Genomic DNA, 13,357 nt, shown 5'->3' with positions numbered 1-13,357 from the left:
CTCAGTCCTTGTCGAGTACGAAGTCGTAGGTCACTTCTTGACCACCATCGACGTCCTTCGGGTCGAGCATCAGTTCCGGCTTGACGGCGTTGGCGACATCGTCGTCGTTGTGGGCGTCACCCGGGAAGTAGAGCTGAGTGGTGATCTGCTGGTAGCCGGCGGCTGCAACCTTGAGGTGCAGGTGAGCCGGACGCCACGGATGCCAGCCGGCGGCCGAGATGAGATTGCCGCATGCCCCGTCGGTCGGGATCTGGTACGGCGCGGGCTTCATCGTGTGAATCCAGAACTGGCCCTGATCGTCGGTCGTCACCGTGCCGCGCAGATTCCATTCCGGGATGCCGGGGGCGAACTGCGAGTAGAAACCGGCGTCGTCGGCGTGCCAGATCTCGATGACCGAATGTGCCAGCGGCGTGCCGTCCACGGCCTTCACCTGACCCTGGAACAGCAACGGCGTGCCCTTCTCGCCGTCGCGTGTCGGCACGATTGCGGCCGAACCCAACTCCGGTGCGCCGGGAACGTAGTACGGGCCTTCGATGGTGCCCTTGCTGCCCTCGCGGGATTCGCCGGCCACTTCTTCGACGACATGCTCGACCCAGACGTCGAGGAACAGCGGCCACTCACCGGTCTGGCCCACGTTGATGAGCCACGCCTTGAGTGCGTTGTACTCGTCGTACGTCACCTTGTGTTCACGGATCGTGTCGTGGACGGCCGAAAGTACCTGGCGAGCAAGAAGACTGACACGCTCGGGTGGGGTCTCGGCAGCCGCCTGCTTGTCGGAGGTGAAGCGCTGGGTGGCGTTCGCGCCCGACGCGGCGGCGGTCGCCACCTCGGCGGACAGATCTGTCGATGCTGCGTGGTCGATGCTCATCGTGAACTCCTTGTAGGAAAGTTGCGCTGCGGGGGGCTGAAAATCACTGGTCGGTGCGGTATTTGGCGAGTTTGTCCGGGTCGATGCGCACACCGAGTCCCGAACCGGGCAGGACGCTGAGTGTGCCGTCCCGGATCTCGAGGCTCTCGGTGAGGAGGTCGTCGCTCATGTCCAGGAAATTGGACAGCTCGCCTGCTCGACGCGACGTCAGGTCGAAGGCCGCACCGAAGGCAACGGTGCATGCCGTGCCCAGTTGTCCGTCGATCTGGTTTCCCATCACCACGTCGACGCCGAGGCCCTCGCACAGGTGGTGCGTGCGGTGTGACGTGGTGAATCCGGTGCGTGCGGTCTTGATGCTGACTGCGGTCGCGGAACCACCGAGAATTTCACGGGTGACCTCGGCCGGGGTGGTCGCGGATTCGTCTGCCACGAAAGGTATGTCGAGTTGCTGGACGAGCCAGCGGCGGCCGAGGACGTCGTCGGCCGGGCACAGTTCCTCGGCGAGAGTGAGCCCCAGATCCGACATCTCTTTCATGGCACGCGCAGATTCGGCGGCGGTCCAGCCTCGATTGCCGTCCACGTAGAGTTCGACGCCGTCGCCCAGTCCTTCTCGCAGAGCACGTACGACTGCTGTGTCGAGGCCAACGGGCCGACGGCCGACCTTGACCTTGAAGACCTCGATTCCGTATGTCTCCCGCATCCTGGTGGCTTCGTCGACCATCGCAGCCGGGGTATCGAACCCGAGCATGTGGCTCACCCGCATCCGGTCGGTGTATCCGCCGAGCAACTCGGTGACGGGGAGGTCGAGGGTCTGCCCCAGGGCGTCCCAGATCGCCATGTCCACTGCCGACTTGGCCACCGGATTGCCCACGGTACGAGCCAGTTTCGCGTGCACCACCTCGCGCTCGACGAGGGTGAGGCCGATGATCGCGGGGGCGAAGATGGTCTCGATCACCGCAGCCACGCCGCGCTGCGTCTCGCCGTAGGTGAAGGGCCGGGGCGGAGCGTCTGCGATACCGACGACGCCGTCGTCGGTATGTACCCGAACGAGTACATGCTCGGCCGCGCAGACCTCACCACTGGCGAACCTCAACGGCTTTCGGTACGGAATCGAGTACGGAACAGTCTCGACTGCAACGATTTTCACGACATACCCTTCAGCTGAGCAGACGGTACGGATGGTTCGGGTCGAGGGAGCACTCCCGCGTCCTCGAGGGCACCGACGAGCGCATCGACGAGCGCCGACGGCCGATCTCGGCACCAGGCCAACGCCAGATCGATAGTGCTTGCGCCGGCGATGTCGCGGAACACGACGCCGTTCAACTGCAGGGCGCGGACGGATTCGGGGACCAACGCAACGCCCAACCCGGCCGCGACGAGCGCGAGCAGCACCGAGGTGTCCGGGGCCTCGTGTTCGCGCCTCGGGCTGAAGCCCGCGGCGCGACAGCTCGTCACCACAGCTTCGTTGACGACCGAATGCGTGTCTGCATACATGACGAAGTCCTCGTACGCGAGATCGGCGACGTCGAGCGCCGGTTCGGTGGAGAACCGGTGATCGACGGGCAACGCGAGCACCAACGATTCCGTCGTGATCTTCCGTAACGCCAGATCGTCGCCCGCAACAGGTGGCCGCAGCACCGCAACGTCCAGATGTTCCGAGCGCAGACCGTCCACCTGCGCGGGGGTGAGTAGGTCCCCGTGGATCTCCAGTGCAATACCGGGCAGTCTCTGCTTGATCGCACGCGCGATCGGCGGCAGTTGATCGAAGGCCGCAGTACCGGTGAAGCCGATGCGTACCAATCCGTATCGGCCGTCGGCGATTCTTCGTACTCCCAGCGCACTCTGCTCGAGATTGTCCAGGTTGCGCAGCGTCTCTCGATAGAAGAACTCCCCCGCCGGAGTCAGGCTCACCTGACGGGTCGTCCTGGCCAGCAGCGTCACGCCCAGCTCGGCCTCCAACTGGCGAACCGATTGCGACAACGCCGGCTGAGCCAGGTGCAGCCGCGTAGCGGCTTGTCCGAAGTGCCGAGTCTCGGCTACGGCCACGAAGTGGTACAGGTGCCGAAGTTCCATGACCGAGCCTCTCTGTACGTGATGGGTGACCCTGACCACAGTAGGGATGGAATCCATCGTTGACAAAGACCTATTTTGCGTCGATTGATAAGCATCAGCGATCAATGATCACCCAGGTTGGGCCTAGGCAAAGCCCTGGTGTGACGCCGGCCACTCCCTGACACAGTCGCTTGTAATCGAACTCGAAGCGCCCGGAGGAACCCGATATGACCGACATGCTGGATCACGTACAGAACACGATCGACAGAGCGGTGATCGACGATGTCGCGGCGGGCATCTACCGCGCCAACCGGAGCATTTTCACCGACGAGGAGGTCTTCGAGCTCGAGATGAAGCACATCTTCGAGGGCAATTGGATCTACCTGGCCCACGAAAGTCAGCTCCCGAACAACGGCGATTACTTCACGGTGCACATGGGTCGACAGCCCGTTGTCATCACCCGTGACAAGGACGGCGAGCTGCATTGCCTCATCAACGCCTGCGCTCACCGCGGTGCGATGCTGTGCCGACGCAAGACGGACAACCGCACCACGCTCACCTGCCCCTTCCACGGCTGGACGTTCCGAAACGACGGCACGCTTCTCAAGGTCAAGGATCCCGACGGTGCCGGCTACCCCGACACATTCGACGTCGACGGATCGCACAACCTCACCAACGTCCCTCGCTTCGAGAGCTACCGCGGATTCCTCTTCGCGAGCCTGAACGACGATGTCTCGACCCTCGCCGAGCATCTCGGTGACACGACGAAGGTCATCGACATGCTCGTCGACCAGTCTCCCGACGGTCTCGAAGTTCTGCGGGGATCCTCGTCGTACACCTTCGACGGAAACTGGAAAGTGCAGGCGGAGAACGGGGCCGACGGCTATCACGTCAGCGCCGTGCACTGGAACTACGCCGCGACCACCTCGCGCCGAAGCAACGGCGAATCCAAGAACACGACCAAGGCACTCGACGCCGGGGGCTGGGGCAAGTCCGGCGGCGGCTACTGGTCCTACCCCAACGGCCATCTCTGCCTGTGGACCTGGGCGGCCAACCCCCAGGACCGCCCACTGTGGGACCAGATGGACGCACTGAAGGAGAAGTTCGGCGACGCCAAGGGCGAGTTCATGGTGAAGGGTTCACGCAACCTGTGCCTGTACCCGAACGTCTACCTGATGGATCAGTTCAGCACGCAGATCCGGCACTTCCGGCCGATCGCGCCCAACAAGACCGAGGTCACCATCTACTGCATCGCACCCAAGGGCGAGAGCAAAGAGGCTCGCGCACATCGGATCCGGCAGTACGAGGACTTCTTCAACGCCTCCGGCATGGCGACACCCGACGACCTGGAGGAGTTCCGCTCGTGCCAGCTGACGTTCCAGGCAACCAATGCGCCGTGGAACGACATGAGCCGCGGCGCGGAGCACTGGCTCAACGGACCCGATCCGGTGGCCGAGGCACTCGATATGCCCGGTGTCATCTCGGCGGGTGTCAAGAACGAAGACGAGGGGCTGTTCCCCGTTCAACACGGCTACTGGCGCAGGACCCTGCTCGCTGCCCTCGACAAGCAGCGCGCAGCCGACTCCGCGCCCGCTGCAGCACAGGAGGTCTGACATGACTGCCACCGTCGACAACACCGATAGCCGGCAGACCGCCCCGTCTCGGCTGATCACCCAGTCATCCATCGAACAGTTCCTCTACCGCGAAGCGCGCTACCTCGACGATCGCGAGTTCGAGAAGTGGCTCACGTGCTACGCGGACGACGTCGAATACTGGATGCCGTGCTGGGACGACAACGACCTGCTCACCGAGGATCCCCAGACCGACATCTCGCTGATCTACTACGAGAACAAGGGCGGACTGGAAGACCGCGTGTTCCGCATCCGAACCGAACGGTCCAGTGCCACGTCGATACCCGAACCGCGTACCAGTCACAACATCAGCAACGTCGAGGTCATCGAGCGTCGGGGAGATATCGTCGACGTCCGATTCAACTGGCACACCATGTATTTCCGCTACAAGACCATCGATCCGTATTACGGAACCTCGTTCTACACGATCGACTTCTCCGGCGACTCGCCGCTCATCCGGCGCAAGACCGTGGTGCTGAAGAACGACTACATCCACCACGTCGTCGACATCTATCACTTCTGATCGACCTGCCGTAATCCCGAGGAGTTCCATCGTGAGTCATTCCGTCGCACTGTCCTTCGAGGACGGCGTCACCCGCTTCATCACCTGCGAGGACGAACAGACCGTCGCCGACGCCGCGTACCGCTCGCGGATCAACATCCCTCTCGACTGCCGGGACGGCGCGTGCGGAACCTGCAAGGCTCTGTGCGAATCGGGTGAGTACGACGGCGGTACCTACCTCGACGACGCGCTCTCGCAGTCGGAATCGGACGAGGGCTACTGTCTGCCCTGCAGCATGAAGCCCACGTCCGATCTGGTGCTGCAGATCGCCAGCACCTCGGCGGTGGCGAAAACCCAAGCGGCAAGCCATGACACGGTCGTGACCGCCGTGGAGCAGCTCTCTCCCACGACGGTGCGGCTTGCGGTCGAGGCACCGGCGGGCGGCACACTCGCCTTCCTTCCCGGCCAGTACGTCAACATCACCGTTCCCGGGTCCGAGGAAACCAGGTCCTATTCCTTCAGTTGCGTCTCCGGATCGGACGAGTTGGAATTCCTGGTCAAGCTCACCCCGGGCGGACTGATGTCCACGTACCTGAGCGACACGGCGGCCGCGGGCGACAAGATCTCGTTCACCGGCCCGCACGGCAGCTTCTTTCTCCGTGAAGCTCAACGCCCTGCGCTACTGCTGGCGGGTGGAACCGGATTGGCTCCGATCCTGTCGATCCTGCGCACGATGGCGGCCGAATCCAGCACTCGTTCCGTGCATCTCGTGTACGGAGCCAGCACCGACGACGACGTCGTCCAGCTGGACGAGCTTGCTCTCTTGGCCTCGACATTGGACGCATTCACGTGGGATCACTGTGTTTCGGACCCCTCGACCACCGCCGCCAACAAGGGGTACGTCACTGCGCTGCTGACCGATGAGCACCTCAACGGCGGCGATGTCGCGGTCTACCTCTGTGGTCCGCCTCCCATGGTCGAGTCCGTCCGAACGCACTTCACCGAGGCCGGCATCGAGCCCACCGGCTTCTACTACGAGAAATTCGCGCCGTCGTCGGCAGCTGTGAAGGAGAGCATCGACGACGACACCGATTCTGCGACAGAGGTTCTGGCGACCGGCGACCGGACATCGACCGTCGACGCGGCAGTTGCCACGGCCGACGCCGACGTCGTACCTGCGGCGTCGGCCGATGTGGAACCCGCTCTCGATGGCAGGAGCATCTTCGGACGAGCGGTGTTCGGCAGTCGCGGAGCGGAACCTCTGCACACGCAGAGCACGGGCTTCTCGGCGTCCGACGAGGCGGCAACCATGCGCGCGATCGCGGGTCAGCGCGTCGCCGTGGCCGGTTCGACGGCCGGTCGCGTCGGATTGGACGAGAACTCCGATCTACTCCAGACGCCAGAGGCACACTCCGTTGCAGCGCAGCGCATCTGGCCTGCGCGAGATATCCAGCCGCTCGTCGCACGCGGTCCCGAACCTGCCCCGGCTTCGAGTTCGGGGTACGAGATCGGCGAGGAACATCCCTCCGTGCACGAGTCGGACGCGGTGTTCGAGGCCAGGCGCGCCCTCGAACTCGGTGCCCTCGAACTCGTGATCGGCCGACTGTCCTCGCAGCAGATCTCCGGATACCGGCTGTTGGCCGAGACCACCACTCGCTACGTCGACGGAGATCGGTTCGTCGATGCCGCCGCGTACACCGAGACCAATGCCGCCTTTCACGACTACCTCTTCACCCAGACGGGCAACGAGCATCTGCTGCAGGCCTATCGGGCTCTCGGCGTCAAGGCCGCGATGGAGGACGTGTTGCGCAACGCGACCTGGTGCGATCCGCTCTGCGCCCAGGATCACCTCGACATCGTCGACGCGTTCGAGGCGGGGGACCGTGAGCGCGCACGAACGCTGATCGCCGATCACGCCGACCGCTCGAAAGCGACGATGAAACGTGCCATGCACGAATCCCGGTCGAACAAACGCCCCAAGTTCGTCAGCCCAGGTCGATTCGCAGGCAAGATAGTGCTGGTCACCGGCGCGGCCCAGGGTATCGGAGAATTCGTGGCCCGACGGATCGGAGCCGAAGGCGGATCACTGATCCTGGCCGACCGGTCCGAGTTGGTCGAGTCTCTCGCCGAGGAATTTCGACGAGACGGTGTCGAGGCCATTCCAGTGATGGCCGACCTCGAAACCTGGGAAGGCGCTTCGTCGGTGGTGGACGCCGCACTCGCCGCGCACGGCCGCGTCGACGTGTCCATTCACGTCGTCGGCGGCACCATCTGGGCCAAACCGTACGCCGAGTACCCGCCCGAGCAGATCGAGAAGGAAATCTCCCGGTCGCTTTTCCCGACGCTGTGGTCCTGCCGCGCCGTGATCCCGCACATGATCGAACGCGGCAGCGGCACCATCGTCAACGTCTCCTCGGTCGCCACCCGCGGTATCCACCGGGTCCCCTACGCAGCCGCGAAGGGTGGCGTCAACGCCATCACCACAACTCTGGCCCTCGAGGCAGCACCCCACGGCGTTCGAGTGGTTGCCACGGCGCCCGGTGGTACCGCCGCACCGCCCCGACGCGTCGCTCGTGGGCCCGCGCCCTCGACGGAGCAGGAGAAGGATTGGTACCAGGCGATCGTCGACCAGACCGTGGACTCTTCGTTGCTCAAACGCTACGGAACACTCGACGAGCAAGCCGCAGCGATCTGCTTCCTCGCCTCCGACGAGGCGTCGTACATCACCGGCACCGTGCTCCCGGTGGCCGGCGGAGACCCGGGCTGAGCCATGACCGTGTTGGCTCGATCGCCGGACGCACTCGTGCGCCGCGGATACGGTGACGTCATGTCCCCTTCACCGTTGATCGGTCGCGGTGAACTGCTGGACGTCCTGATTCGGGCGGTCGACGGCTCGGCGACGACGTCGAATTTCGTGGTGCTGACCGGCCCCGCAGGCATCGGCGCATCGTCGATTCTGCGCGAGCTCGAGCGGACAGTCGACACCGAAGTGCAGCGCACCGGTGCGGTGCCGTGGGAAGCACATGTGCCGTTCGGTCTCGTCACCCAACTCGTCCCTGGAACCCAGGCCGACGGTTCCGACCCGGTCGAGTGGGGCGATCGGATCGCCGACGCGTTGCCGCCGGATCGTCCGACACTTCTGTTGATCGACGATGCGCACGACGCCGACGCGGACTCGCTCCGTGCGCTCGCCTCCGCCGTTCGACACCACCGAGCGGCGGGCCTGGCGGTGGTGTGTATCCGAAAGTCACTGCCCGAGGGCAACATCGAGGCCCATCGGGTTCTCGATCGCGCCGCCGACCTCTCGTTGGCCGTACCGGCAATGACGGTGTCGGTCGTTGCCGAGCTCGCCGCACTGCAGGGGATCATTCTTTCCCCGTCCTCGGCGGCCCACCTGACACGTCACACCGGTGGACGTCCTCGGCACGCCTTGGCGCTACTGAACGAGGTGCCGCGCGAGACCTGGAAGGGTGTTCGCCCCGACCTACCTGCGCCCGCCTTCGTCGAGGCAGACGTTCGGGCCACTCTCGCTCTCTGCACGGACGAGGCTCGGCGTCTGGTGTCGGCCGTCGCCGTTCTCGAAGACGGTCGACCGTTGACCACGGTGTGCGAGGTCGCCGGCATCGACGATCCCTGGCCTGCTGTCGATCTCGCTGAACAATTCGCACTGGTGACCGTCCGGCGGAGCTCCGCGGCGACCATCCTCGAGGTTCCCGATCTCACGGTGCGCGCCGCGGTGCTCTCGACGATGAGCAGAGTCGAGCGCGCGCAGGTGCATCGAGCCGCTGCAGCAGCCGAGACCGACCCGGCCGATCAGCTGGCGCACCTGGTTCACGCGTCGCCACTGCCCGATCCACTGGTCTCGGACCGTTTGGCCACACTCGCTGCGACACGCGCCGGAATCGGCGAATGGGCAACGGCTGCAAGGCTTTACCTACTGTCAAGTCGATCGACCCAGGAACCACATGCGCGCGAGGATCGTCTGGTTCGCGCGGTGGATGCATTGATCGGTGCCGGGGACATGCGCACTGCCTCGGATTACCTCGCCGAGATCGAAAGTCTGCGCGAGACCCCCACTCGCAATGCCGTTCTCGGCTATCTGGCAATCCTGCGCGGCCGCCCCAACGAGGCCGAGGCTCGACTCACCCGGGCCTGGCAGCTGGTACGGGCGAGGCACGACCCCGAGGTCGCTGCCGTGATCTGCCATCGGCAGGTGCTGCACAATCTGGCGCGCTGCGACGGTGCCAACCTTGTGCTGTGGGCCGATCGCGCAGTCGAACTCGTCGGAGCCGACCACGCGACTGCGGTTGAGGCGCAGTCCATTCGAGGTCTCGGCCTGGCGGGCACCGGCCGGGTCGCGGAAGCACTGAGCAGCTATCGCGACCTGTGGGGCCACGCGAGCACCGGGGCCGTGGGACAACGGGTGCAGATGGGCGCAGGCTGGCTGCACTTCGCGACGGACGAGATCGATCTCGCTCGCTCCGAACTCGAAGCCGCAGCACCGACCGACTTTCTCGGTGGTTCGACCCGAATCTCGTTGTGGGCGCACGGTTGGCTGGCTCGCACCTACTTCGTCACCGGCGAGTGGGATGCTGCGCTGCGGTTGGTCGGAGCCGGTTCCGACCTGGCCGACCGCTCGGGTGCCGCGTTGATCGTCCCTCTGCTCCAGTGGACCGCCACGCAGATCCACGCGCTCCGCGGAGACTGGGAGGCCGCTGCGACCAGCGCACACCGCGGCGATTCCGGCGCGCGCGACTACGAGATCATGCGCGTGCCAGCGGCTCTCGGCCGTGCTGCCATCGCCGAGGCACAAGCCGACTATGCCGGTGTTCTACGTGCCCTTGCCCCATTGACCGAGCAGTGGGCTCACGCCGACGTGTCCGAACCCGGCTTCTGGGCGTGGCCCGACGTGTACGCCAATGCGCTGATAGTCGAGGGCCGACTCGAGCAGGCCGACGAGTTCTTGATTCCACACGAGGCAAGAGTGCGCGATCGTGGTCATCGCTCGGCGCACGCACGTCTTGCCTGCGCTCGTGGACGGCTGCACGGCGCGATGGGCGATCTCGATTCTGCCCGAGCATCATTCGAGGACGCACTGGCCTCGTTGGCACCGCTCCCCCTGACGTACGACCGTACTCGAATCAACTACGCCTACGGGCAGACCCTGCGTAGGGCCGGCAAGAGGCGCGAGGCCGATGCCGTCGTCAACGCGGCACGTGAGGGCTATCTCGCACTGGGTGCCACCACTTACGTTCGGCGGTGCGACCGTGAACTCAAAGCGGGTGGCGTGCACGCCGTTCTGAAGAACCGAGCACACGACGCGCTGACCCCGCAGGAGGACGCTGTCTCCGGCTTGGTCGCCACAGGAATGACCAATCGTGAGGTAGCAGCCGAGTTGTTCCTGTCGGTCAAGACCGTTCAGTTTCACCTGACCAGGGTGTACTCCAAAATGGGCATCCGTTCGAGAGCCGAATTGGCCGCTGCCCGGTCGACCGATGCAACCTTGACAACATGATTGGAGCACAACAAGTTTCGCAATGCCGAGGTAAGCACTAGGCAAAGCCCTGGTGTGACTGAGCCCACAATTTGGGACAGTGATGCAACCCGCTCGGCCGTCAGCGCCGATTCAGCTTCCACGCGGTACTCCCTGACCGAAAAGGATCCCCGATGACTGCACCGGACTCCACGAAAACCGGCACGCCAGCCAACAATAGTTGGGCCAGCGACCGTCACCGCCGAAGCGTGCTGTGGATCGTCGCACTGTCCACTGCAGCAATTGTTTTCGATGGCTACGACCTCGTCGTCTACGGCACCGTACTGCCGACCCTGCTCGCCGATTCCGCCCAGCTGGGCGCGCTGAATCCAGAAACCGCAGGCGCGCTCGGCTCCTATGCCCTGATCGGAGTCATGGTCGGCGCTTTGACTGCCGGTGCCTTCGGCGATCGGATCGGACGCCGCAGAACGATGTTGACGTGCATCGTGTGGTTCTCGGTCGGGATGGGGGCAACCGCACTGGCGCAGAACATCACGACGTTCGGCATTCTCCGGTTCCTGACCGGCATCGGAGTCGGCGGACTGGTGGCCACCGTCGGAGCCATGATTGCCGAGTTCGCACCTCCCGGACGGCGAAACCTGTTCAACGCCATCGTCTACAGCGGAATTCCGGCCGGCGGCGTGCTGGCATCACTGGCTGCGATCACCCTGCAGGATTCGATCGGGTGGCGCGGACTGTTCTGGATCGGCGCACTCCCGTTGGTCGTACTGCTCCCGCTCGCCCTGCTGCGGATGCCGGAGTCCCCACGGTGGCTCCTGGCACACGGACGCGTCGACGACGCGCAGCAGGTCTGTGCCCGGACGGGCATTCCGATGCCCGAGGCCGAACCCGCCATCGCCGGCGATCGCGTCGGGTTCGCCGCACTGGCCCGCAAGCCGTTGCTACGCCCGACGGCCCTCCTCGGACTGATGAGCTTCTCCGGTCTGCTGCTGACCTATGGCCTCAACACCTGGCTGCCGCAGATCATGTCCGAGGCCGGATACAACGCCAAGGGCTCACTGTCGTTCCTGTTGGTCCTCAACGGCGGTGCCATCGTCGGCGGTCTGATCGCATCCCGCGTCGCCGACCGCACCGGACCGCAACGCGTCATCGTGGTCACGTTCTGTCTCGCCGCGCTGTCGTTGATTCTGCTGACGCTGAACTTCCCACTCGGAGTCCTGCTCGTCGCGGTGGCAGGTGCAGGCATCGGTGCCATCGGTACCCAGGTGTTGATCTACGGATTCGTCTCGAACTACTACCCCACCACCGCCCGCGCCGCAGGTGTTGCGTGGTGCGCCGGATTCGGGCGTCTCGGCGGCATCCTCGGGCCCCTGCTCGGCGGCATCTTGCTCGGTGCAGGCATCGCGTCGTCCACGGCGTTCCATATCTTTGCTGTCGTGGCCGTGCTCGGAGCTCTGGTCACCACCGCCGTTCCCGCGGTTCGGGTGCTTCGCCGGTCCGATCGACTACTCGATGAACCGGTGAAAGTGGCTGAATGAACCGGATTTTCGAGAAACCTCTCGCGGACGAACTGCCCGACCGTCGCCCGCCTGGTCTGCGTGCTCTGCGCGCCGACTTCGGCGGGCAGTACGTCGGGGCGGGTGCAACCGGTGTGCTGTTCAGCGCGACCGGACCTGTTGCGGTCATCATCGGTGCCGCGGCAGCCGGTTCGCTCACCGCCGCGCAGACGGCGTCGTGGGTCTTCGGGGTGTTCGTGCTCAACGGCATCCTCACTGTGGTGGCGAGCTGGGTGTACCGGACGCCGCTGAGCTTTTTCTGGACCATTCCGGGCACCGTTCTGGTCGGTCAGTCACTGGCGTCGTTGACCTGGCCGGAAGTTGTCGGGGCCTATCTCGCCACGGGTGTGCTCATCATCGTGCTCGGAGCCACCGGTGCCGTCTCGACACTGATGGCGTTCCTCCCGCACAGCGTGGTGATGGCGATGGTCGCCGGCGCGTTCCTGTCGTTCGGAACCGGACTCGTCCAGTCTGTTTCGTCCAACGTGCTCGTCGCAGGCAGCATGGTCGTGGCGTGGTTGGCCCTGACGCGATCCGATACGTGGTCGAGACGTATACCCCCGGTACTCGCGGCATTGGTCGCCGGTCTCGCTGCTCTTGCGGTCACCGGCGGCTACACCCGAGTGAGCGGGCCTGCAGCAGGTCTGCCTCTGTTCGGGCTGCCCGAACTCGTTGCGCCCTCGTTCAGTGGGGCGGCGATGGCGCAGTTGGTGATACCGCTCGCCGTCACGGTGGTGGCCGTGCAGAACGGTCAGGGTGCTGCCGTACTGAATTCCGCGGGCCACCGACCACCGATGACCGTCGTCACCATCGCCTGCGGCGTCTGGTCACTTCTGGTGGCTCCGCTGGGCGCGGTGTCGACATGTCTTGCCGGCCCGACCAACGCGCTGCTCGTTACCGTCGGCGAACGGTCGCGGCAGTACATCGCCGGAATCACCTGCGGCGCTTTGGCCATCGTGGTCGGTGTGCTTGCTCCGCTGCTGGTGCGTGGCCTGGCCGTGGTACCCGCAACATTCATCGCCGCTCTCGCAGGCCTGGCCATGCTCGAGGCACTGCGCGGTGCATTCACGGCCGCGTTCTCCGACTCGACCGGTCGCCCGGTGCTCGCGCCCCTGATCACCCTGCTGGTCACCATCTCCGGCACCGATGTCGGAGGCCTCGGCGCTCCGTTCTGGGGATTGGTCGCCGGTGTCGCGGTCACCTATGTGTTGGATCGTCGCAAGTAGGAGTCCTTGCCGAACTCGAAGTTATGGA

General features: G+C 64.9%; 9 protein-coding genes. 6 read left to right on the top strand and 3 right to left on the bottom strand.

What is annotated here, in order from left to right; translation table 11 throughout:
* Position 1 precedes the first annotated feature (1 nt).
* Genes catA through R4P57_RS07325 form a run of 3 tightly spaced genes read right to left on the bottom strand, consistent with a single transcriptional unit; the run spans position 2 to position 2,941 of the window.
* The gene (gene catA, locus R4P57_RS07335) at positions 2-868 is read right to left on the bottom strand and encodes a catechol 1,2-dioxygenase (protein ID WP_317802175.1); all 867 of its coding nucleotides are present in this window, start codon (positions 866-868) and stop codon (positions 2-4) included.
* 43 nt (positions 869-911) lie between these two features.
* Positions 912-2,015, bottom strand: a complete 1,104-nt coding sequence (locus tag R4P57_RS07330; RefSeq protein WP_317802174.1) for a mandelate racemase/muconate lactonizing enzyme family protein — start codon at positions 2,013-2,015, stop codon at positions 912-914.
* Positions 2,012-2,941 carry a LysR family transcriptional regulator gene (locus R4P57_RS07325; protein WP_317802173.1) on the bottom strand — a complete coding sequence of 310 codons (930 nt, stop codon included), beginning with the start codon at positions 2,939-2,941 and terminating at the stop codon, positions 2,012-2,014. Before R4P57_RS07325 ends, R4P57_RS07330 begins: the two co-directional genes overlap by 4 nt.
* A gap of 206 nt (positions 2,942-3,147) precedes the next feature.
* Here R4P57_RS07325 and benA point away from each other — a divergent pair, with 206 nt between their 5' ends.
* From benA to R4P57_RS07295, 6 genes are all read left to right on the top strand, one after another.
* Positions 3,148-4,533, top strand: a complete 1,386-nt coding sequence (benA, locus tag R4P57_RS07320) for a benzoate 1,2-dioxygenase large subunit (protein ID WP_317802172.1) — start codon at positions 3,148-3,150, stop codon at positions 4,531-4,533.
* A 1-nt stretch (position 4,534) separates the two neighbouring features.
* Positions 4,535-5,074: a benzoate 1,2-dioxygenase small subunit gene (benB, locus tag R4P57_RS07315; RefSeq protein WP_037154920.1), complete on the top strand. Its 540-nt coding sequence runs from the start codon at positions 4,535-4,537 to the stop codon at positions 5,072-5,074.
* Positions 5,075-5,105: 31 nt separating this feature from the next.
* Positions 5,106-7,820, top strand: coding sequence for a benzoate 1,2-dioxygenase electron transfer component BenC (gene benC, locus R4P57_RS07310; RefSeq protein WP_317802171.1), 2,715 nt, complete (start codon positions 5,106-5,108; stop codon positions 7,818-7,820).
* A 60-nt stretch (positions 7,821-7,880) separates the two neighbouring features.
* A complete protein-coding gene (locus R4P57_RS07305; protein WP_317802170.1) occupies positions 7,881-10,568 on the top strand; it encodes a LuxR family transcriptional regulator in 2,688 nt (895 codons plus the stop codon).
* A 152-nt stretch (positions 10,569-10,720) separates the two neighbouring features.
* On the top strand, positions 10,721-12,085 hold the full coding sequence (locus tag R4P57_RS07300) for an aromatic acid/H+ symport family MFS transporter (protein WP_317802169.1): 1,365 nt from the start codon (positions 10,721-10,723) through the stop codon (positions 12,083-12,085).
* A complete protein-coding gene (locus R4P57_RS07295) occupies positions 12,082-13,329 on the top strand; it encodes a benzoate/H(+) symporter BenE family transporter (protein WP_317802168.1) in 1,248 nt (415 codons plus the stop codon). The genes R4P57_RS07300 and R4P57_RS07295 overlap by 4 nt, the downstream gene beginning before the upstream one ends.
* Positions 13,330-13,357 lie beyond the last annotated feature (28 nt).

Origin of the sequence: Rhodococcus sp. IEGM 1330 (genome assembly GCF_033142445.1) — a bacterium.
Taxonomy (GTDB): domain Bacteria; phylum Actinomycetota; class Actinomycetes; order Mycobacteriales; family Mycobacteriaceae; genus Rhodococcoides.
This window is presented reverse-complemented; position numbering and strand designations above follow the sequence as displayed.

Excerpts from the sequence above, each read along its gene's own strand:
- R4P57_RS07325 (WP_317802173.1), bottom strand. The coding sequence starts at position 2,941 with ATGGAACTTCGGCACCTGTACCACTTCGTGGCCGTAGCCGAGACTCGG.
- R4P57_RS07300 (WP_317802169.1), top strand. The coding sequence starts at position 10,721 with ATGACTGCACCGGACTCCACGAAAACCGGCACGCCAGCCAACAATAGT.
- R4P57_RS07305 (WP_317802170.1), top strand. The coding sequence starts at position 7,881 with ATGTCCCCTTCACCGTTGATCGGTCGCGGTGAACTGCTGGACGTCCTG.
- benB (WP_037154920.1), top strand. The coding sequence starts at position 4,535 with ATGACTGCCACCGTCGACAACACCGATAGCCGGCAGACCGCCCCGTCT.
- R4P57_RS07295 (WP_317802168.1), top strand. The coding sequence starts at position 12,082 with ATGAACCGGATTTTCGAGAAACCTCTCGCGGACGAACTGCCCGACCGT.
- catA (WP_317802175.1), bottom strand. The coding sequence starts at position 868 with ATGAGCATCGACCACGCAGCATCGACAGATCTGTCCGCCGAGGTGGCG.
- benA (WP_317802172.1), top strand. The coding sequence starts at position 3,148 with ATGACCGACATGCTGGATCACGTACAGAACACGATCGACAGAGCGGTG.